The 19,698-nt window shown below is 70.0% G+C and carries 17 protein-coding genes; 6 read left to right on the top strand and 11 right to left on the bottom strand.

The genetic code is table 11. The annotated features are described in order from the left end of the window. Positions 1-275: 275 nt before the first annotated feature. The 3 genes from N1F91_RS28195 to hdaA are packed head-to-tail and all read left to right on the top strand — an operon-like array spanning position 276 to position 2,674. Positions 276-833 (top strand): CDP-alcohol phosphatidyltransferase family protein, encoded by a 558-nt coding sequence (locus N1F91_RS28195; RefSeq protein ID WP_289997084.1) that lies wholly within the window; start codon positions 276-278, stop codon positions 831-833. After that, on the top strand, positions 805-1,962 hold the full coding sequence (locus N1F91_RS28190; RefSeq protein WP_289997083.1) for an AI-2E family transporter: 1,158 nt from the start codon (positions 805-807) through the stop codon (positions 1,960-1,962). The genes N1F91_RS28195 and N1F91_RS28190 overlap by 29 nt, the downstream gene beginning before the upstream one ends. Positions 1,963-1,966: 4 nt before the next feature. Beyond that, on the top strand, positions 1,967-2,674 hold the full coding sequence (gene hdaA / locus N1F91_RS28185; protein ID WP_289997082.1) for a DnaA regulatory inactivator HdaA: 708 nt from the start codon (positions 1,967-1,969) through the stop codon (positions 2,672-2,674). Between the two features lie 163 nt (positions 2,675-2,837). Here hdaA and N1F91_RS28180 read toward each other — a convergent pair whose 3' ends face one another. Further along, entirely contained in the window at positions 2,838-3,626 is a 789-nt protein-coding gene (locus tag N1F91_RS28180) for a FecR domain-containing protein (RefSeq protein ID WP_289997081.1), read from the bottom strand. A gap of 345 nt (positions 3,627-3,971) precedes the next feature. Here N1F91_RS28180 and N1F91_RS28175 point away from each other — a divergent pair, with 345 nt between their 5' ends. Continuing rightward, positions 3,972-5,480: an HWE histidine kinase domain-containing protein gene (locus tag N1F91_RS28175; RefSeq protein WP_289997079.1), complete on the top strand. Its 1,509-nt coding sequence runs from the start codon at positions 3,972-3,974 to the stop codon at positions 5,478-5,480. Positions 5,481-5,577: 97 nt separating this feature from the next. On the opposite strand, the gene N1F91_RS28170 is transcribed toward N1F91_RS28175, so the two are convergent. The 10 genes from N1F91_RS28170 to N1F91_RS28125 all read right to left on the bottom strand — a co-directional run bounded on the left by N1F91_RS28170 (position 5,578) and on the right by N1F91_RS28125 (position 15,183). After that, complete coding sequence (locus N1F91_RS28170; RefSeq protein ID WP_289997096.1) at positions 5,578-6,396, bottom strand: alpha/beta hydrolase; 819 nt, start codon at positions 6,394-6,396, stop codon at positions 5,578-5,580. Between the two features lie 131 nt (positions 6,397-6,527). Beyond that, on the bottom strand, positions 6,528-8,132 hold the full coding sequence (locus N1F91_RS28165; RefSeq protein WP_289997077.1) for an MFS transporter: 1,605 nt from the start codon (positions 8,130-8,132) through the stop codon (positions 6,528-6,530). Beyond that, the gene (locus tag N1F91_RS28160; RefSeq protein ID WP_289997076.1) at positions 8,129-8,518 is read right to left on the bottom strand and encodes a DoxX family protein; all 390 of its coding nucleotides are present in this window, start codon (positions 8,516-8,518) and stop codon (positions 8,129-8,131) included. The genes N1F91_RS28165 and N1F91_RS28160 overlap by 4 nt, the downstream gene beginning before the upstream one ends. Before the next feature lie 4 nt (positions 8,519-8,522). Further along, entirely contained in the window at positions 8,523-10,391 is a 1,869-nt protein-coding gene (locus N1F91_RS28155; RefSeq protein ID WP_289997075.1) for an amidohydrolase, read from the bottom strand. A 42-nt stretch (positions 10,392-10,433) separates the two neighbouring features. Beyond that, on the bottom strand, positions 10,434-10,718 hold the full coding sequence (locus N1F91_RS28150) for a DUF1427 family protein (protein ID WP_289997074.1): 285 nt from the start codon (positions 10,716-10,718) through the stop codon (positions 10,434-10,436). A gap of 64 nt (positions 10,719-10,782) precedes the next feature. After that, positions 10,783-11,439, bottom strand: coding sequence for a hydrolase (locus N1F91_RS28145; protein ID WP_289997073.1), 657 nt, complete (start codon positions 11,437-11,439; stop codon positions 10,783-10,785). 75 nt (positions 11,440-11,514) lie between these two features. Further along, entirely contained in the window at positions 11,515-11,898 is a 384-nt protein-coding gene (locus N1F91_RS28140; protein ID WP_289997071.1) for a response regulator, read from the bottom strand. Positions 11,899-12,021: 123 nt separating this feature from the next. After that, positions 12,022-12,645, bottom strand: a complete 624-nt coding sequence (locus N1F91_RS28135) for a response regulator (RefSeq protein WP_289997069.1) — start codon at positions 12,643-12,645, stop codon at positions 12,022-12,024. Then, the gene (locus N1F91_RS28130) at positions 12,642-14,225 is read right to left on the bottom strand and encodes an ATP-binding protein (RefSeq protein WP_289997068.1); all 1,584 of its coding nucleotides are present in this window, start codon (positions 14,223-14,225) and stop codon (positions 12,642-12,644) included. The genes N1F91_RS28135 and N1F91_RS28130 overlap by 4 nt, the downstream gene beginning before the upstream one ends. A gap of 73 nt (positions 14,226-14,298) precedes the next feature. Continuing rightward, entirely contained in the window at positions 14,299-15,183 is an 885-nt protein-coding gene (locus N1F91_RS28125) for a LysR family transcriptional regulator (protein WP_289997067.1), read from the bottom strand. Between the two features lie 98 nt (positions 15,184-15,281). Here N1F91_RS28125 and N1F91_RS28120 point away from each other — a divergent pair, with 98 nt between their 5' ends. Beyond that, a complete protein-coding gene (locus N1F91_RS28120) occupies positions 15,282-16,841 on the top strand; it encodes a proton-conducting transporter membrane subunit (RefSeq protein WP_289997066.1) in 1,560 nt (519 codons plus the stop codon). Between the two features lie 32 nt (positions 16,842-16,873). Further along, positions 16,874-19,252 (top strand): DUF2309 domain-containing protein, encoded by a 2,379-nt coding sequence (locus N1F91_RS28115; protein WP_289997065.1) that lies wholly within the window; start codon positions 16,874-16,876, stop codon positions 19,250-19,252. Positions 19,253-19,698 lie beyond the last annotated feature (446 nt).

Below are 19,698 nucleotides of genomic sequence, written 5' to 3'. Positions count from 1 at the left end.
GCCGTGTTCCCGTCGCGATTGGGCCAGTCGTGCCGGGTCCATCGCATGAAGGGGCGAGCCTCGCAAGAAGGCGCGGGCATTCCTGGACCGCAGGGCCGGGGTTTTGCTTCGAAGGCGGCGACCCTGCATGGACAGCCGGCCTCAGGCCGCTGGCGGCTTGAAGCTTGGCGGGGAAGCCGCCATGTACGGCGGCAACCGGAAGGTAGACCTCGGCGCAGCGGCAACCGGCAAGCGGCTGCAGCGCCGAGCGAGACCGTCCCTGCCGAGACAATGCCGTGACCATTCCCAACATCATCACGATCCTTCGCTTCATCCTCGTGCCCGGCGTCGTCTACGCGCTGATGTCGGGTGAGCTCGACTGGGCCTTCGCCGGCTTCATCGTCGCGGGCATCTCGGATGGCGTCGACGGCTTCATCGCCCGCCAGTTCAACCAGCGCTCGGAACTCGGCGCCTATCTCGATCCGATCGCCGACAAGCTGCTTCTCGTCTCCGTCTTCGTCGTGCTCGGCCACATGGGCGAACTGCCGCTCTGGCTGGTCATTGGCGTCGTCTCGCGCGATGCGCTGATCGTCGGCGCCGTGCTGCTCTCCTACGTGATGGGCAATCCGGTCGTCGTGAAGCCGCTCTTCGTCTCCAAGGCCAACACCACCGTGCAGATCCTTCTGGCCGCTCTCGTGCTCGGCGAACTTTCCTTCGCGTCCGCAATCGACAATCTGCGTGATGCCCTGATCGTGCTGACCGGCCTCTTGACCGTCGCTTCGGCGGCAGCCTATCTCGTGGCCTGGCTCAGGCATATGAACGGCGATGGCGAGAGCGAACACCCCGGGCACTGACGTGGAGGTCGAGACGGCGGCGAAGGCCTCCCTGACGCGCCAGATGCTGTTCTGGCTCGGCACCTTCGTGCTGGTCGTCGTGTTCCTGCTGGTCTTCAGCTCGATCCTGCTGCCCTTCGTGGCCGGCATGGTGCTGGCCTATTTCCTCGATCCCGTGGCCGACTGGCTGGAGCGCCGCGGCCTGTCTCGGCTGGCCGCCACCATCGTCATCCTGTTCGCCTTCCTCGTCTCCTTCGTGCTGGCGCTGATGGTCATCGTGCCGATCCTCGCCACCCAGTTCGCGGGCTTCGCCGCCAATCTGCCGGCCTATCTCGCCACGCTGCAGGCGCTGATCACCGATTTCGATCCGGGCTGGCTGGAGCGGACCATCGGCGTCGACGCGCAAAGCCTGCGCGAAGCGCTGAGCGGCCTGATCTCCCAGGGGGCAGGCTTCCTGACCGGGCTGTTCCAGTCGCTGTGGACCTCGGGCCTCGCGATCATCAACATCGGCGGCCTGCTCGTCGTCACCCCGGTCGTGGCCTTCTACATGCTGCTCGACTGGGATCGCATGATCGCCAAGGTGGACAGCTGGATTCCGCGCGACCATGTCGGCACGGTGCGCCGGCTGGCCAAGGACATCAACACCGCCACCGCCGGCTTCCTGCGCGGGCAGGGCACGCTCTGCATCATTCTTGGCGTTCTCTACGCCGTCGGCCTGACCGTCGTCGGCCTCAATTTCGGGCTGCTGATCGGCCTGTTCGCCGGATTGATCAGCTTCATCCCCTACATCGGTTCGCTCGTCGGGCTCGTCCTGTCGGTGGGTGTCGCCTTCGTCCAGTTCTGGCCCGACTGGACCATGGTGGCCGCCGTCGCCGGCATCTTCTTCGCCGGCCAGTTCATCGAGGGCAACATCCTGCAGCCGAAACTGGTCGGCAAGAGCGTCGGGCTGCATCCGGTCTGGCTGATGTTTGCGCTGTTTGCCTTCGGCTCGCTGTTCGGCTTCGTCGGCCTGCTGCTTGCGGTGCCGGCCTCGGCCGCCGTGGCCGTGCTCGTCCGTTTCGCCCTCTCGCGCTATCTCGATTCTCCCATGTATCGCGGCCACGGCGAGGCCACCGGTCTCACCGCCGATCCGGCCGCCAGGCCGGAGTGAGTCCATGCCGAGAGCACCGGACGCCAGGGCGCGGCAATTGCCGCTCGATCTCGGCCATCATGCCGAATTGTCGCGCGAGAACCTGATCGTCTCGCCGGCCAACGCCGCTGCCGTGGCGCTCGTCGACCGCTGGCCCGACTGGGCCGCTCCGGTCGCGGTGCTCGCCGGACCGGCCGGCTCGGGCAAGTCGCACCTGGCGGAGATATGGGCGCAGGCGGCGAATGCGGTGCGGCTCGCGCCGGACCGGCTCGGGCAGGGTCAGGATGCGGCGCAGCAGGGCAGGGCAATCCTGGTCGACGGCATCGCCGCCGGCATGATCGACCAGACCGCGCTCTTCCACCTGATCAACCAGGTCCGTGCCGCCGGCTCCCAGATGCTCCTGACGTCCCGGGCACTGCCGGCAGCCTGGGGGGTGACGCTGCCCGACCTCGTCTCGCGCCTGCGGGCCGCGACCGTCGTCGAGATCGGCGAGCCGGACGACCTGCTGCTCGCAGGCGTCATCACCAAGCTCTTCGCCGACCGCCAGGTGGAGGTGGAAGCCCACGTCGTCGCCTATCTGATCTCCCGCATCGAGCGTTCGCTGTCGACCGCGGGCCGCGTCGTCGATCAGCTCGACCGCATCGCCCTCGAGCAGAAGACCCGCGTCACCCGGTCGCTCGCCGCCGGTGTCATCACGGCGCTCGACCAGGGGCAGGGCGAGCTGGAACTCTGACGCCCGACAGAAGCCGGCCGGATCGCCGGCCGGTCTGCCGCCGCCGCAGATCGATCGCGTTAAAGCATGTCTCCCGAAAGTGGGCACCGGTTTCGGGTGAAAGACATGCGCGAAAACAAAGACCTAAAGCGTGCGGAGCGAATCTGAAAGATCGCGACACGCTTTAGTAGTCCGGATCGTTGCCTTCACCGCCTTCACCGCCTTCACCGCCATCGTCGGGAGACGGATCGGGGCTCGGCGACCCGGCACCGTCGCGGCCTTCGGACGAACTCGGGGCAGTCGCGCTGGCGAAGCCGCAGCTGCTTCCGGTCCTGAAGCCCTGGGACAGGGACTGGTCGCCCGTCAGGAAGGGCAGCGCCCAGACGTTCGAGAGCTGGCGCAGCACGCCCTGGGTCACCCGCGCGGGAGACGTGATCGAGCCCTGCGGCGTCGCGATCACATAGTCGCAGCGCCGCCGCAGTTCCTCGCAGCCGCTCGCCCCGCAGAAACGCGCCGCCCCGGTCAGCAGCACCACGGCGGTCAGTCCGCCGTCGCCCACATAGATGTCGAGCGCCGTGCCGCGGACGCCGATGATGCCGGCGGGCGTGTCGATCCTGTAGGCGGACGACGGCGACCCGCCGCTGATCCAGCGAAAGCTGCCCTTGGCGGCTTTGAGCGTCAGGTCCTTGAAGGAGCGGTCGCCGGCATAGACGAAGCTGTCGATCACGACCGAGGAGTTCATCCCGACGGCGAATTTCGTGCCGTCGCGGAAAAGGAACTCGCCGATGCCCGTGCTGGACGTGACGATCCGCTCGTCGCGATGGACCGGCGACCGGACCGCCAGCCTCCGCCCGTCGCCGGACACCGATCTGTTGATGAGCACCGCCTCGCCGACCTGTTCGGCCGCGGGCGCGGAAAAGGGTACGAGCCAGAGCAGGCCCGCAAGCAGAAGTCGCTTCCATTGGATTGACATCGACGTATACCCGAATGAGCATCGCCCCGGGCAGCATATTAGCAAGTATTGATACCGCAGGCAATTGACGCGTGTTTCGCGACCCGCTGCAGCGGCAGAGACGGCTCCCCGGGCGAGCCTTTCGCCGCGGGGCGAACTGCCCGCCTGGAAGATGCGGGCTCGAACGGCGAAGAACGTCTGGAGTCGACGCCCGCTGTCAGGAGCGGCGGATCGGGAGCGATTGCCGGTTCCCGGCGTTCATGGTCGGCGCGCCGCAAAGCGGAACCGCTCCGTTCCACCGATCGATGCTCGTGTGGAAACGAAGCTGCGATGTTCATTGTGCCGGCGATGCATTAGGATCAACGAATGAACAGTATGGAAGAGATTCCCGTCGGGGCCGATTCGTTTCTCTCGGATGCCGGCGCGCTCGATGACGGCCTGCGCCTCGGCGGCGCGGGCGTCTGGCGCTGGCGGATCGACAGCGACCGCCTGCAATGGACCCGCAACCTCGAAACCGTCCATCACCTTCCGCCCGGATCCTTCGACGGAAGCCTGGCGAGCTTCCAGCGCGACCTCCACCCCGAGGATGCCGACGGCGTATGGCAGAAGATCAAGGCGTGCATCGAGACCGGCGACCCCTACCGCGCCGTCTACCGGACCTCGCCCCGGCTCGACCGTGCCGACGTGTGGATCGAGACCTCGGGCGGTATCGTGCTCGCGCCGGACGGCGCCCGTTACCTGACCGGGGTCTGCTTGGACGTCTCCGCGCGGGTTCGCAACGAACGGCAGCTGAAGCGGATCCTCGGCCAGCAGCGTGCCGTCGCGCGCTTCGGCGCTTTCGCCCTCGAACAGGGCGACCTGCAGAGCGTGCTTGACGAGGCCGTGCGGGTGGCGGCCGACGTGCTCGACGTGCCGCTCACCAAGATCCTGCAGTTCGCCGACGCTGCCGATCATCTCGTGCTCCGCGCCGGCATCGGCTGGGCCGACGGCCTCGTCGGGCACGGGACGGTGGGCATCGACCGGGATTCGCAGGCCGGCTTCACCTTGCTGGAAACCGCCCCGGTCATCGTGCGGGACCTTCTGTGCGAGACGCGGTTCAATGGACCGCAGCTCCTGCATGATCACGGCGTCAGAAGCGGCGTCTCGGTGATCATCCCGGGATCGGAGGCGCGTCCGTTCGGTGTCTTCGGCATCCATGCTCGCGCGGTTCGGATCTTCGACGAAGCCGACGCCGAGTTTCTCCAGTCGCTCGCCCACATCGTGGCCGGTGCCGCGCGCCAGGCAGCCGCAGCCGGACATCGACTGCTGCTCATGCGCGAGATGGCGCACCGGGCGGGGAACATGCTGCAACTGGTCAACAGCATCGCCAGCCAGACCTTCGCTGCCGATGCGGATACCCAGCTCGCCCGGCGGTCGTTCAGCGACCGGCTGAGCGCGCTGGCGCGCTCCAACTACGTGGTCGCGCGCGGCGGCTGGTCGTCGACGCCTTTCGCCGAACTGGTGGAGGAAACGCTGAAACCCTTCGGCGACCGGGTGACGGCCGAGGGACGCAACGTCCTGCTGCCGCCGGAGCTGTGCTTCGACATGGGCCTCGTGCTGCATGAACTCGCGACGAACTCGATGAAATACGGCACGCTCGGCCGCCCGGAGGGGACTGTCCGGGTCTGCTGGGCGTTCCGGACGCGCGCCGACGGAACGCGCATCTTCTGGCTCGAGTGGGACGACGTCCTGTCGACGGCGCAGCAGTCGGCGAAAGGCAGCGGCTTCGGCTCGAAGCTGATCGGTGCCCTGATCGAGCGGAAATGGAACGGCATCCTGAGCCGGGCCGATGCTGCGAACTTCAGGATCGGCATGGAGATCCCGGTCGCGGCCTGACCGTCAGCGCGGGCATGGCCCCAGTCACCGATCCGGTTCGGCAAACCTGGAGATGTCGGAAGGGGGCAGCCACCGGCGCCCCCTCCTTCGCATGCGCTCAGGCGAGGAAATCGAGCACGGTGCGGTTGAACTTCTCGGGCTCGAGCTCGGCCAGCCCGTGCTGCCCGCCCTCGAACACGACGAGCGTCCCGCGGGGCAGGATCCTGACCGCCTTCTCGGCCGAAGCCGCGATCGGCACGATCTGGTCGTCGGAGCCGTGGATCACCAGCGCCGGCACGTCGATCTTCTTCAGGTCCTCGGTGTAGTCGACCTCGGAGAATTCGTGGACGCAGTCGTAGTGGCCCTTGATGGAGCCCGCCATGCCCTGCAGCCAGAACTTCTCCCGCAGCCCCGGCTGTTCCGTCGCGCCGTCGCGGTTGAAGCCGTAGAAGGGCATTGTCAGGTCGAGGAAGAACTGCGCGCGCTGCAGCGCCGTGCCCTGACGAATTGCGTCGAACACCTCGATCGGCGTGCCCTCGGGATTGGCGTCCGTCTTCAGCATCAGCGGCGGCACGGCGCCGACGAGCACCACCCTGGCGACGCGCGACGTGCCGTGGCGGCCGATATAGCGCGCCACCTCGCCGCCGCCGGTCGAGTGCCCGATCAGGATCAGGTCCTTCAGGTCGAGCTTTTCGATCAGTTCGGCGAGGTCGTCGGCATACTGGTCCATGTCGTTGCCGGTCCAGGGCTGGTCCGACCGGCCGTGGCCGCGCCGGTCGTGCGCGATGACGCGGTAGCCGTTCTGGCCGAAGAACAGCATCTGCGTGTCCCAGGCATCTCCCGAAAGCGGCCAGCCGTGCGAGAACAGGATGGGCTGGCCGGAGCCCCAGTCCTTGTAGAAGATCGTCGTGCCGTCCTTCGTCTCGATCGTGCCCATGGTCATGTCTCCTTGAGGGGGGTGGAGGGCGAAGGCGCTGCCGCTGCCCGGCAGGCCGAGGGAAAGGGTGAGAGCGCCGGCGCCGGCGAGCGTCTGGCGTCGGTTGGGCTGGAGCCGCATGGCTGTCTCCTTCAGGCCGGATCGAGGGTGAGGAAGTGGCGCACCTGCGGCGGCTGCCCGCCGAAGTGGAAGCGCTGCACCTCGTGCTGCAGGTCGGCATCCTGGCCCGCGACCCGGCGATGCTGGCGCAGATGCTCGGCCCAGGACGCCACCAGGAACCATTCGAGCAGCGTCTCCGGATCGGCGACGTCCTCGGTGATGCCCCAGGCGAAGGCGCCGTCGCGGCGGCGCGAGCGGGAGAGCCGGTGGATCGCCTCCAGGAAGGCTGCCCGGTCGGCGGCGCTCACCCTGTAAGCGATTGTGACGAGCGCCGGGCCGCGATCGCCATTCACCTCGGCCGTCACCAGCGGCTCCGGCCAGTGGTGGGACGGCATCAGGTCGGCATCGCCCTCGGGCAGCTTCGCCCGGTGGAACAGCAGCCCGACGGTGGCGAGCACGGCGGCCGCCAGGAGCAGCGTCGGGGCGATGCCGGCGAACTGCGCCACGCCGCCCCAGACGAGGCTGCCCGCCGTCATCGCGCCGTTGAAGACGGTGAGATAGACCGCGAGCGCCCGGCCGCGCACCCAGTCGGGCAGCACGGCCTGTGCCGTCGCGTTCAGCGTCGTCAGCGCCCCGATCCAGGCCGCGCCGAGGACGAGCAGCAGCATCAGCGCCTGCCAGGGCGCAGGTCCGGCGGCGAGCAGCGCCATGACGAGGGCGGTGGCCAGCGCAGCAGCGAGAAGCACGCCGTCGGCGCCGAGCCGGGAGCGCAGCCGCGGCAAAAGCACCGCGCCGAGGATGGCGCCGAGGCCGACCGCGCCGAGAAGCAGGCCGTAGAGGCCGGAGCCGCCGCCCAGCACGTCGCGGGCGACCAGCGGCAGCAACGCCCACACCGCGCTGGCGCAGAGGAAGAATGCGGCTGCACGCAGCAGAACGCGATGCAGTTCCCGGCTCTCGCGCGCGTAGCGCAGCCCCGCGCGGAAGGCGCCGCCGAAGCGTTCGGCGAGCGGGTCGGCGCCGCGCGCCGCGCGCGGCCACCAGAAAAGCGCGGCGATGACGACCGCGTAGGTCGCGACGTCGACGGCATAGGTCGCCGTCGCGCCGGCGACGGCCAGCAGCAGGCCGCCGGCGGCCGGCCCGATGGCGCGGGCGATGTTGATGCCGAGCGAGTTGAGCGCGACCGCCTGCTTCATCATCGGCCGCTCCACCAGCTCCGGCACGATCGCCTGCCACGTCGGCGCCATCAGCGCGGCCCCGACGCCGCCGAAGAAGGTGAGCGCAACCAGCGCCGTGAGCGAGGTGAGGCCGCTCGCCGACAGCAGCATCAGCGCCACGCTGACGGTGGCGAGGAAGAGCTGGATGGCGATCAGGAAGCGGCGCCGGTCGAGGATGTCGGAGAGCACGCCCGCCGGAATGGCCAGCAGGAAGATCGGCAGCGTCGCGGCCGCCTGGACGGTGGCGATCGCGGCTGGCGAGGCGCTGAGATCCGTGGCGAGCCAGCCGCTCGCCGTGTCGCGGATGAAGCTGCCGACATTGCCGATGATCGTAGCCGCCCAGAGGACCAGGAAGACGCGGCCGGCGAGCGGCGCGAAAGCGCCGGCCGGTGCGGCGGCGGCGGCTGGCTTCGCGCCCGTCATGACGGTTCGCCTTTCGTTGCCAGCGCGACCAGCAGGAAGGCGCCGGCAAGACCGAGATGCTCGAAGAACCCGTTCATCGCCATCAGGCGCTCGTGACCGGCAGGCAGCGTCCAGAAGGGCAGCGCGACGACGCTCGCCGCGATCGTGAAGGCGCCGAGCGCCAGCGCCGCGGGACGTCGCAGCGCCCCGGAGATCACGGCGGCGGAGGCCGCGAGTTCGAAGACGATCACGCCGAGCGCAAACAGGAGCGGCGGCCGCAGCCCGAAATGCGCCATCTCGGCCAGCGCGCCCGGGAAGTCGAGCATCTTCGTCAGCGGGCCCTGGACATAGGCCGCGCAGAGCAGGACGAGCCCGAGACGGTGCAGGATCGGCGTCGCGCGCTGCATCGGCTCAGATCCAGCAGGCGCAGCCGAGCGCCCCGAAAAAGCCCTTATGGTCGCCGACCGGCACGTCCGAGCCCCAGGCGAGGACATGGTCGTGGCCGTGCACCGCGCAGGCGTCTTCGCAGCCGCAGCCGACGCGCCGGAAGGCCTGCGCCGATCCGGTCGCCCCCGGCCCGGCCCAGGCGCCATAGCCGCCGAAGCGGCGCACCGGCGACCAGTCAGGCATGGCCGGCGGCAGCGGGTTCTCGTCCAGGGCGGCGAAATCCCCGGAACCCCACACAACCTTGCCGCCGACCATCGTCAGGTCGGAGACGAGATGCGAGAGTTCGGCTTCCGGCACGCCGAAATAATCGCGGTCGGGGACGATGAGATCGGCCAGGTAACCCGGTTCGATCCGCCCGCGCCGGCCCTCGTCGTTGCAGAACCAGGCGACCTTCTCGGTCCACATCCGCAGCGCGGTCTCGCGGTCGAGCCGGTTGCGCGGCGGCGTGATGATCGTGCCGCCGACGGTGCGGCCGGTGACCATCCAGGCGAGCGAGACCCACGGGTTGTAGGAGGCGACACGCGTCGCGTCGGTGCCGGCCGAGACCTGCACGCCCTTGTCCAGCATCCGGGCGATCGGCGGCGTCGCCTCGGCGGCCGCGGCACCGTAGCGTTCGACGAAATACTCGCCCTGATAGGCCATGCGATGCTGCGTGGCGACGCCGCCGCCGAGCGCGGCGACCCGGTCGATCGAGCGCTCCGAGATCGTCTCGGCATGGTCGAACATCCAGTGCAGGCCGTCGAAGGGGATGTCGCGGGCGACCGTCTCGAAGACGTCGAGCGCGCGGCTGATGGTCTCGTCATAGGTCGCATGCAGCCGCCAGGGCCAGCGGTTCTCGGCCAGGATGCGCACGACCCCCTCGAGGTCGTCCTCCATCGATGCGGCCATGTCGGGCCGGGGTTCGCGGAAGTCCTCGAAGTCGGCGGCCGAGAAGACCAGCATCTCGCCTGCGCCATTGTGGCGGAAGTAGTCGTCGCCCTGGCGATAGGTGACGCTGCGGGTCCAGGCGAGGAAGTCCTGCTTTTCCTGCTTCGGCTTCTGCGTGAACAGGTTGTAGGCGAGCCGCACCGTCATCTGCCCGGCCTCGGCGAGCTGCCGGATCACCTCGTAGTCTTCCGGATAGGTCTGGAAGCCGCCGCCTGCGTCGATGACGCCGGTCACTCCCAGCCGGTTCAGCTCGCGCATGAAGTGGCGGGTGGAGTTGAGCTGGTAATCGGGCGGCAGCTTCGGCCCCCTGGCGAGGGTGGCGTAGAGGATTCCGGCGTTCGGCCTGGCCAGCAGCAGCCCGGTCGGGTTGCCGCGCGCGTCGCGCTCGATCTCGCCGCCGGGCGGGTTGGGCGTGTCGCGGTCGTAGCCTACCGCCCGCAGCGCCGCGCCGTTGAGCAGCGCGCGGTCGTAGAGATGCAGCAGGAACACCGGCGTGTCGGGCGCGGCGGCGTTGATCTCGTCCAGCGTCGGCAGGCGCTTTTCGGCAAACTGGTGCTCGGTGAAGGCGCCGATGACGCGCACCCATTGCGGCGGCGGGGTGACCGCCACCTGCCGGCGCAGCATGTCCATCGCGTCGGCGAGCGAGGTCACGCCGTCCCAGCGCAGCTCCATGTTGAAGTTCAGGCCGCCGCGGACGACGTGGGTGTGGTTGTCGATCAGCCCCGGCAGCACGCAGCGGCGGCGAAGATCGATGCGCCGCGTGTCCGGTGCCGCCATCGCCAGGATCGCCGCATCCTCGCCCACCGCCTCGAAGCGGCCGTCGCGGATGGCTGCGGCGCTCGCCACCGGCCGCTTGCGGTCGAGGGTGGTGATGCGCCCGTTGAACAGGACCAGGTCGGGTGTCATCGCGTGCTCCCGCTTTCGTTTCCGTCTCGCGGCGTGCCGCCGTCAGCCCGGCGACCGGCCGCCGGGCTCCCGGCGATCGACGCGGGCGTCGGTTCCCTTCGGCAGTTCACCGAACAAGTGCGGCAGCCGGTGCTCGACGAACCATCCCACCGTCACCGGAGCGCCGCGCAGCATGTGCCGAACCATCGGCATCGCCTGTTCGCCGATCAGGATGCCGAGCAGACCGATCAGCGCGACGATCGGCGGTGCCGGAGAGCGCACGCCGAGCAGGCTGTAGACGATGCCGACCAGCAGTCCGGCACCGAGCGAGAGAAGGTAGATGCGCATGTCGCGTCGCTCCCGGTCGTTCGGCGGCTGCGGCTTCGCGCGCGGAGCCGCCCGCTGCAGAGGATCAGTGGCCTTCCGATGCGCCGAACATGGATTTGGCGTAGATGATGCCGAGGCCGTAGGCGCCGCCGAAGCGTTTGGCGATGCCCGTGGTCATGTCGTAGGTCGCAGCGCGCGCCCAGTCGCGCTGCAGTTCCAGCAGATACTGCAGCGACGTCATCGGCTGCACGCCGGCCTGGACCATGCGCTCCATGGCGCGCTCATGCGCCTCGTCGGAAACGTCGCCGCAGGCATCGGCGATGACGCAGACCTCGAAACCCTGTGCCAGCGCCGACAGCGCCGGCCCGACGATGCAGACGCTCGTCCACAGGCCGCAAAGCACGATCCGGCCCTTGCCGATCCTGTTGACCTCGGCGATGACGGCCTCGTCTTCCCAGGTGTTCATCGAGGTCCGGTCGAGCATTGCCTGGCCGGGAAAGGCAGCGCCGATCTCGTCGAACATCGGGCCGGAGAAGGATTTTTCGGCCACGGTGGTGAGGATGGCCGGAACCTCGAAACCGGCGGCGGCACCCGCCACGAGGGCGGCGTTGTTGCGAAGCTGCACGGCGTCGATCGACTTCGTCGCGAAGGCCATCTGCGACTGGAAGTCGATCATGATGAGCACATGGTTGTCCGGCGCGACGAGCGCGGCGGCAGGGGTGGCGGAGGCAGTCGGGATCATCTTGCGTTCCTTTGGGTCGAAGGCCTTGTCCGGCCGGAAGTGAACCCGCCGGCAGGGCGGCCGGGCTCGATGGCATCAGGACGCGGTGGCATCCGGTTCCAGTGCAGCGCGCAGCGCGCGTGTCATGCTCTCGGGCTCGAGGGGCTTCTCGAGACAGGCGACGATCCCGGCTTCCCGCGTCCAGCGGCGGGTCGCCGCGTGCGGGACCTTGGTCGTGGCGATCATCGGGATCGCCTTTCCCGCGGCCGCGCGCCGGTGCCGGACATCGTCTCCGATCATGTGCGTCATCCTCATCTCGACCACCAGGCAGGCGACGGTCTCGACCACGCCCGAAGCCAGGAATGCCTCCGGGCTCCCGAAGGTCACGACCGCGAAGCCGAGCGAACCGATCAGCGACCGGGCTGCCCCTCTTGCCGAGGCATCGTCGTCGATGACCGCGATCAGGGGTTCGTCGCCCATCCGTGATCCAGTTCCGGGGTCCGGCTCCACCGAGCCGCACCCTCGCCGCGAGGCACGCCTCTTCTGCGCACGACCATCGCGCGGCCGGGCGGATACGGGCAATTGTGCGATCGGGTAGGCTGTCTAGGCCTTTGGTGTAGGAAGGCCGAGCCGATCGGCCTGGCGGACCAGTTCCGGCAGCGTGGTCACGCCCATCTTCCGCATCACCTGGGCGCGGTGGACCTTGACGGTCACCTCGCTGATGTCGAGCAGCGCAGCGATCTGCTTGTTCATCAGGCCCGAGACGACGGCCGACATCACCTCGCGCTCGCGGGCGGTGAGGGATGCATGGCGGGTGCTGATCTCGTCCAGCGCCTGCTTCGCTTCGGCGCGCTGCCGGTCGAGCTGGATGCCGCGGTGCACCGCGTCGATCAGGTCCTGGTCGCGGAAGGGTTTCATCAGGAACTCGACTGCGCCGGCCTTCATGGCGGCGACCGACATGGGGACGTCGCCATGTCCGGTGATGAAGACGATCGGGATGTCGATCTGGAGCAGGGCGAGCTCGCGCTGGAACTCCAGGCCGCTCATGAACGGCAGCCGCACGTCGAGCACGAGGCAGGACGGGCGGGCGTGGCGCGGCGCCGCGAGAAATGCCTGTGGCGCGGAAAAGCCCGCCACCTCGTGCCCGACCGACCGCAGCAGCCGGTCGATCGACGCGCGCACGGCGTCGTCGTCATCCACCACGTAGACGATCGTCGCGGACGTCATTCGCGGCCTCCGTCGCGACCCTGGTCCAGCGCCGGAAGTCGCAGGGAAAACGTCGCGCCCGCGCCCGCGTCTGGCTCCAGCCAGAGCTGGCCGCCATGCGCCTCGATCACCGTGCGGCAGACCATCAGTCCCATGCCCATGCCGTTGGACTTCGTCGAGAAGAACGGATCGAAGATCCTGGACGCCTGCGGCTGCGCGACGCCCGGCCCGTTGTCGGCAAACGAGATCACCGCCCAGTTGCCTTCCCGGCGGCAGCGGATCGTCACCAGGCGTTCGCGACCGACGATGCCGCGCAACGCCTCCAGTGCGTTGGTGACAAGGTTGCAGACCACCTGCTCGAGCTGGATCCTGTTGCCGGAAACGATCACGGGTCCCCTGAAGGGCTCGACCGCGAGGCGCACGCCGGCGCGCGCCACGTCGAAGCGCAGCCGGTCGAGGGCTTCTTCCAGCACCGCGGGAAGGTCGAGCAGTTCACGCTCGCCGCCGGTCTTGCGGAAGATGCTTCGTGTCTCCTCGACGATCCGGCCGGCCCGGTGGCCGTCGCCGACGATGTCCTGCAGCGCCGCCGTCGCTTCCGGGACGTGCGGCTCCGGCTTGCCCAGCCACCGCAGCGCGGCATAGGCATTGGTCACCATGCTCGACAATGGCTGGTTGATCTCGTGGGCGATCGAGGCCGATAGCGCTTCCATGACCGTCAGCCGCGCCTCGCGATCCTGCCTGTCGCGGGCCGTCGTGTCCGCCAGCCGGGCATAGAGGATCGCCGTCTGGGACACCAGCACCGTCAGCACCATGCTCGCCGACACGAGCCCCAGGACGCGGCCGGTCCACCAGCCGATGGTCAGCCGGGTGCCGCCGGCGACATAGGAGAGGAGGAACAGTTCCATCGCCAGCGTGAACACGACCACCGTCACCCAGAGGTCGAGAACCGATCGCCGGGCGGCGAGCAGCATCCCCGCCGTCAGCACGTAGAGCGTCATCGCCGCTGCCGGCACATACGACCAGAGGGGCGCGACCTCGCGGGTATTGGCCATGAAGCGGGGCAGCTTGCCCACGCCCGACAGGGCGAGCACCGAGACGGCGACCGCCGCCGCGGCCACGGCGAACACGCAGGCGAGCAGCGAGCCCTTCGACTGGCCGCGGCCGGACTCCGGACCGTCCGCGAGCCGCAGCGCGGCATAGGCGAGGAGCGACGACGCGAAGCCCAGCCGCCGCACCGCCGCCAGCGTCGCCGTGCTCTGCACGTCCACGTCGAGGCCGAGGGCCGGGAACACGCCCGGGAACGAGATCGCCCACGGGATCGCCAGCAGCCCGGAAAAGAGGTAGCCCGCTGCCACCACCGTCACCGCACGGTGGCGCGACAGCGTCAGGGTGGCGAGAAGCAGCACGCCCGTCATGATCTCCACGACCGCCAGCCCGGCGGCATAGGCGGGCAGAACGGGCTCGGTGCCTTCCAGGCGAACGCCTGCGAAGGGCATCGCTGCCAACGTGGCGCACCCCAGCAACGCCGCGATCCCCACCGCCAGCATCGTCTGTTGCCGGGTCGGCGGCGTGTTCGAAACCAGAAAAGGCTGCAGCTCCAAGCCGATCACCCCATCCGTTCTCAGCGACCCGTCACGGTAGCCGAATTGCAAGGCGTTGCCGAGGGCAATGCCTCTATCGGGCCGCCGATTGCCGCAGCACCTCGTCGATCAGCGGGTTGGGGAAGCGGCGCTGCAGCGTCACGGCGAGGAAGCTCTCGCGGATGCCGTCGAGGGTGGCCGCCTCGACGAGAATGCCGGCTTCGAGTTCGTCGCGCACGACGATCGGCGGGATGACGGCGAGGCCGGCATCCTCGCGGGCGAGAAGGCGCAGCATGGCCATGTCGTCGGCCTCGGCGGCCACCGTCGGCGACAGCCCGTGACGCGCGGTCAGCGCATCGAAGGCTGCGCGCAGCGCCGTGTCGGGCGCGGGCAGGATCAGCGGCTCGGTGGCGATCAGCTCGGCAAGGCAGCGCCGCGCCTGGCCGACGCGGGCCGGGGTGCCGATCATTCCGACCGGCTGTTCGTCCAGCCTGTGGACCAGCCAGGGGCTCGACGCGTCGCGGGCCGGCGCGAGGTTGGTCAGGACGACGTCGAGCGCCAGCCCCTCCAGGCCGCGCAGCAGCTCGGCCTGGCTTCCCGAGCGCAGCACCACCTCGACGTCCGAACGGCCGATCAGCGGCCGCAGGAACTGGATCTGGAAGTTCCGCGACAGGGTGGCGAGCGCGCCCACCCGCAGCGCGCGCCGGACCCGCCCCGTCTCGCGCAGCGTCGCGGTGAGGTCGTCGGCGGCGCGGAAGATCGCCTCGGCATGATCGAGCGCTATCCGTCCGGCCTCCGTCAGGACCAGTCCGCGCCCCCGGCGCTCGAAGAGCGCGTGGCCGAGGCTGTCCTCCAGCGTCCGGATCTGGGTCGAGAGCGCCGACTGGGACAGGTTCAGCCGCTGCGCCGCACGGGTGAGCGTGCCGTCGATGGCGACGGCACGAAACAGGCGCAGGTGATGCAGGTTGAGGAGCGACATACTTCCATCAGACAGAACGGTTCCTCCCAGAATATGTAATTTTATGGAAGTCGATCAAGGTCTATCTCCGGCGTGTCCCGAAAAACGGAGAGCCGGAAATGCCCGTTGTCCCCCTGCCATTGCTGGCTGTGCCCCTGCTGCTGGCCGTGGCTGCGCTTTGCCTCGCGCGTCCCGGGGTGCGGCCGGGAATCCTGCCGCGCCTCGCCGAAGCCGCTGCACTGGCGGCGTTCCTCCTCGCGGCCGCGGCGGTCGTGCGCCTCGTGGTCTTCGGCCAGGCCGCGCCGACGCCCGGGGAGGGGGTGGACGCCATCTCGTTCCGGCTCGATGCCGTCGGCGCGACCATGGCCGTGCTGGTCGCCTTCGTCGGCTGGATCGTGGTGCGCTATGCGCGCCGCTATCTCGACGGCGAGGCGCGCGAGGGCGCCTTCCACGGGCTGATGCTGACCGCGCTGGCCGCCGTGCTCCTGCTCGTGCAGGCAGGCAGCCTGGTGCTGATGCTGGCAGCGTTCGTGGCCGTGGGCATCGTCCTCCGGCGGCTCCTGGTCTTCTACCCGGGGCGGCCCGAGGCGCGGCGTGCGGCGGCGAAATTCGCGCTGGTCTGGCACGGCGGCGATGTTTTTCTGGGCGTTGCGGCGGGACTGTTCTGGCTGGCCTTCGGCACCACGGACCTTGCGGCCCTCGGACGGGCTGCGGCAACCGGACTGCCGGTCGGGGCGCAGGTGGCGGTCGCGCTGGTGGTGCTGGCGGCGGCGCTCAAGACGGCGGCCTTCCCGCTGCACGGCTGGCTGACCGAGGTGATGGAGGCGCCGACGCCGGTCTCCGCCCTGCTGCACGCCGGCATCATCAACGCCGGCGGCGTGCTCCTGATCCGCCTCGCCGAGCCGGTGCAGGCGAGCCCGGGCGCCATGGCGGCGCTGGTCATGCTGGGCGGTTTCACGGCCCTGTTCGGCGCGACGGTGATGCTGACGCAGAGCGCCGCCAAGACGGCGCTCGCCTGGTCGACCGTCAGCCAGATGGGCTTCATGCTGCTGCAGTGCGGCCTGGGGCTCTGGACGCTGGCGCTGCTGCACATCGTCGCCCACTCGCTCTACAAGGCGCACGCCTTCCTGGCGGCGGGCGGCGCGGTCGAGGCGGTCGCCGCCATCCGGCGCCCCGGTCCGGTCGCGGTGCCCGGCGGCGGTGCCGTGCTGCGCGCCTTTGCGCTCGCACTCGCCGTCTATGCCGGCGTGGCGCTGGTTTTCGGCTGGTTCGCCGCGCCCAAGGCACCGCAGGCGCTGGCGCTCGGCGCCATCCTTATCTTCGGCGTTGCCTATCTGGTGGCGCAGGGCCTGGCCGACGCCGCGCCGGCCGCGCTGACGCGACGCACCGGCCTCGCCGCCCTGGCCGCCGCCTTCGGCTATTTCGGCTTCCATGTCGCGGCCGGCGTGTTGTGGGGCGAAAGCCTTCCCGCCCCGCCAGCTCCGGGGCCGCTGGAATGGGCGCTGGTGGTGGTGGCGGTCGGTTCGTTCGGGCTGATCGCCGTCGCTCAGGCGCTGTTTCCGCTCTGGGCGCATCACCCGGCAGCCGCGGGACTGCGCGTCCACGTCGCCAACGGCCTCTATCTCAACGCCGCGCTCGATCGCCTCATCGGCGGCTTCCGGACGGCAAGACCCCTCTGATCGCAAGACCACTCTGTTCGACGGAGAACAACATGCTCGCGACCCCCACCCGGACCCCGCCTGCGCGGGCCGGTGCCATCCCCCGCGCCGCCGAGAGCGCCGCCCGCGCCATCCCGCCTGCCTTTCCGCTCGACGCGACGGTGGCGGTCAACCCGTTCCTCGGCCAGACGGACGAGGATCTGGCCCACGCGGCGGCGCGGCTGGCGCGGGTGGCCGGCGTGCGGCCGACCCTGCCGCGCTCGCGCTTTGCCGCCATGATCGCCGATGGGCAGATAGGCGACGACGACCTCGCCGACGCTCTTGCCGCCTGTGCATCGCCAGACAGGCCGGCCGACCTCGCTCACCTGAAGGCCATCGCCCGACTGGAAAGCGCCGAGCCGCTGCCGCTGCCGACCGTTGCCGAACTCGTCGCGCCGGCGACGGGCGTCGACTGGCCGGCCGTCATCTCCCGCACCTTCGGGCTCTGGGCATCGGGGCATTTCGACCGGGGGCAGGCGCTCTGGACGCCGGCGCCGGGCAAAGGCGCCTTTTCCGCCTGGCGGGAATGGGCCGTGCACGACCTGACGCCGGAAATCGCCGGCCTTGCCGGCTTCTGCGCCCACGTGGCCGAGGTTCCCGACACATCCGAACGCGCCATCCTGCGCGCCGCCGAGCGGCTGGGGATCGACGAAGCCGCCGCCGCGACCGTGTTCCACCGGCTGTATGTCGACCTCGGCGGCTGGGCGCAGCACGCGCGCTGGCTGCTGTGGCAGGCCGAACTGGAGGATCGGACCGACGGCACGATCACCGACCTGCTCGCGATCCGCCTGGTCTGGGAAGAGGCGCTGCTTGCGCATGCCCCCGCCGTCGCATCGGATTGGGCGCGCACGCTTGCCGCCCATGCCGAGCCCGTCCGGCCGACGGCCGGGCAGGTCGTCGATGCCATCCTGCAGGAGGCCGCCGAGCGCGCGCACCAGCGTTTCCTGCACACGACGCTGACCGGGCTCGCGCCGACGCCGTCGCGGCCGTCGCTCCAGGCCGCCTTCTGCATCGACGTCAGGTCCGAGGTGTTCCGCCGCGCGCTCGAAAGCCTGGACACGGGGATCGTCACGCTGGGCTTTGCGGGGTTCTTCGGCCTGCCCGTGGCGCACCGGCCCTTCGCCTCCGACGTGGCCCAGGCGCATCTGCCCGTGCTGCTGCGGCCCGCCTTGTTGTCCTGCACGACGGCCGACCCGCAGACGGAAGCCACGTCCCGCATCGGCGCCCGCGCGGCCCGCGCTTGGGGCCGGTTCCGGCAGGCTGCGGTGTCGTCCTTCGCCTTCGTCGAGGCAGCGGGGCCGTTCTACGGCGCAAAGCTGCTGAAGGACGCGCTCGGCCTCGGCGCCGCGTCCGGCGTAGCAGCGCCCGCCCCGCGCATCGCGGGCGACTGGACACCCGCGCAGAAGGCCTCCACCGCCGCTGCCGTGCTGCGCGCGATGGGCCTGGCCGCCGGTCATGCCCGGCTGGTGCTGCTGCTCGGCCATGGCGCCAGCGTCACCAACAATCCGCATGCCAGCGGCTACCACTGCGGCGCCTGCGGCGGCCAGACCGGCGAGGTCTCGGCACGGCTGCTGGCATCGCTGCTGAACGACCCCGAGACCCGCGCCGGCCTGGCGGCCGAGGGCATCGACGTCCCCGCCGACACGCTGTTCGTCGCGGGACTGCACGACACCACCACCGACGCGGTGACCCTCTACACCGACCGGCCGGCGCCGGATCACGCCGCCGATCTCGCTCAGGCCCGGTCATGGCTTGCGAGGGCGGCGGCGCAGGCCCGCGCGGAGCGGGCGCTGCGGCTGCCGGGCGCGGCGGCGTCGTCCGTCGCGGCGCGTGCGGCCGACTGGGCCGAGGTGCGGCCCGAATGGGGGCTGGCAGGATGCGCGGCCTTCATTGCCGCGCCGCGGCGCGCGACCGCCGGTCGCGACCTCGGCGGTCGCAGCTTCCTGCACAGCTACGATTGGCGGACCGACCGCGACTTCGCCACCCTGGAACTGATCCTCACCGCGCCGGTCGTCGTGGCGAGCTGGATCAGCCTGCAATATTACGGCTCGACGGTCGCGCCCGAGCTGTTCGGCTGCGGCAACAAGCTGATCCACAACGTGGTCGGCGGCATCGGGGTGGTCGAGGGCAATGGCGGCGTGCTGCGGACCGGGCTTCCCTGGCAGGCGGTGCACGACGGCGAGCGGCCCGTCCACGAGCCCCTGAGGCTCACGGTGCTGATCGAGGCGCCGCCGGAGGCGATCGCAGGCGTGCTGGCGCGCCATGACGGCGTGCGCGCCCTGTTCGACAATGGCTGGATGCACCTTCTGGCGCTCCGCGACGGCCGCATCGCCGAGCGCTGGCGGCCCGGGCTTGGCTGGGACGAGATCGGGGTCGGCCGCGAGGCGGCGTGACGGCGGGCATCGCGGTTACACGAGGCCGCCGGAAGACGATGGTCCCGGAGACGCGCCGCCTCGCTTTGCTCGACGCAGCGTTCGGTGGGATGCCGAGGGGTGGGTCCGGATGCAGTAACCTCGACGGTCCTTATCCTGAGGCGCGATCGAAGCGAGCCTCGAAGGACGCACGACGTTGCTGGCGGAGACTTCGTGGTTCGTGTCGCTGCAGAGGCGTGGTGCGTCCTTCGAGGCTCGCCCGCCGATGTCGGGACTGACGTGTCTTCCGTCGTGGGGGCTCGCGCCTCAGGATTGTCTGTCGTCGATGTGCTTAACTGTCGGGGAGGCTGGTTCGCCAGCGCCCGTCTGGCCAGACGGGCGCTGGCGCCGGCGGGCTCCCGTCTCAGGTTCGGATTTTCGTCCGTCCTCATCAAGGGTACCCGCCGGCCCGGCTTCGCTCGCTTGCT

The organism is Aquibium sp. ELW1220, assembly GCF_030398385.1.
GTDB lineage: Bacteria > Pseudomonadota > Alphaproteobacteria > Rhizobiales > Rhizobiaceae > Aquibium.
Note: the sequence above shows the minus strand (reverse complement) of the source record. Positions and strands in the feature narration are given on the sequence as shown.

What these genes read in the sequence shown, in the direction of transcription:
- N1F91_RS28190 (WP_289997083.1), top strand. Translation starts at nt 805, where the DNA reads ATGGCGAGAGCGAACACCCCGGGCACTGACGTGGAGGTCGAGACGGCG.
- hdaA (WP_289997082.1), top strand. Translation starts at nt 1,967, where the DNA reads ATGCCGAGAGCACCGGACGCCAGGGCGCGGCAATTGCCGCTCGATCTC.
- N1F91_RS28180 (WP_289997081.1), bottom strand. Translation starts at nt 3,626, where the DNA reads ATGTCAATCCAATGGAAGCGACTTCTGCTTGCGGGCCTGCTCTGGCTC.
- N1F91_RS28175 (WP_289997079.1), top strand. Translation starts at nt 3,972, where the DNA reads ATGAACAGTATGGAAGAGATTCCCGTCGGGGCCGATTCGTTTCTCTCG.
- N1F91_RS28170 (WP_289997096.1), bottom strand. Translation starts at nt 6,396, where the DNA reads ATGGGCACGATCGAGACGAAGGACGGCACGACGATCTTCTACAAGGAC.
- N1F91_RS28165 (WP_289997077.1), bottom strand. Translation starts at nt 8,132, where the DNA reads ATGACGGGCGCGAAGCCAGCCGCCGCCGCCGCACCGGCCGGCGCTTTC.
- N1F91_RS28160 (WP_289997076.1), bottom strand. Translation starts at nt 8,518, where the DNA reads ATGCAGCGCGCGACGCCGATCCTGCACCGTCTCGGGCTCGTCCTGCTC.
- N1F91_RS28155 (WP_289997075.1), bottom strand. Translation starts at nt 10,391, where the DNA reads ATGACACCCGACCTGGTCCTGTTCAACGGGCGCATCACCACCCTCGAC.
- N1F91_RS28150 (WP_289997074.1), bottom strand. Translation starts at nt 10,718, where the DNA reads ATGCGCATCTACCTTCTCTCGCTCGGTGCCGGACTGCTGGTCGGCATC.
- N1F91_RS28145 (WP_289997073.1), bottom strand. Translation starts at nt 11,439, where the DNA reads ATGATCCCGACTGCCTCCGCCACCCCTGCCGCCGCGCTCGTCGCGCCG.
- N1F91_RS28140 (WP_289997071.1), bottom strand. Translation starts at nt 11,898, where the DNA reads ATGGGCGACGAACCCCTGATCGCGGTCATCGACGACGATGCCTCGGCA.
- N1F91_RS28135 (WP_289997069.1), bottom strand. Translation starts at nt 12,645, where the DNA reads ATGACGTCCGCGACGATCGTCTACGTGGTGGATGACGACGACGCCGTG.
- N1F91_RS28125 (WP_289997067.1), bottom strand. Translation starts at nt 15,183, where the DNA reads ATGTCGCTCCTCAACCTGCATCACCTGCGCCTGTTTCGTGCCGTCGCC.
- N1F91_RS28120 (WP_289997066.1), top strand. Translation starts at nt 15,282, where the DNA reads ATGCCCGTTGTCCCCCTGCCATTGCTGGCTGTGCCCCTGCTGCTGGCC.
- N1F91_RS28115 (WP_289997065.1), top strand. Translation starts at nt 16,874, where the DNA reads ATGCTCGCGACCCCCACCCGGACCCCGCCTGCGCGGGCCGGTGCCATC.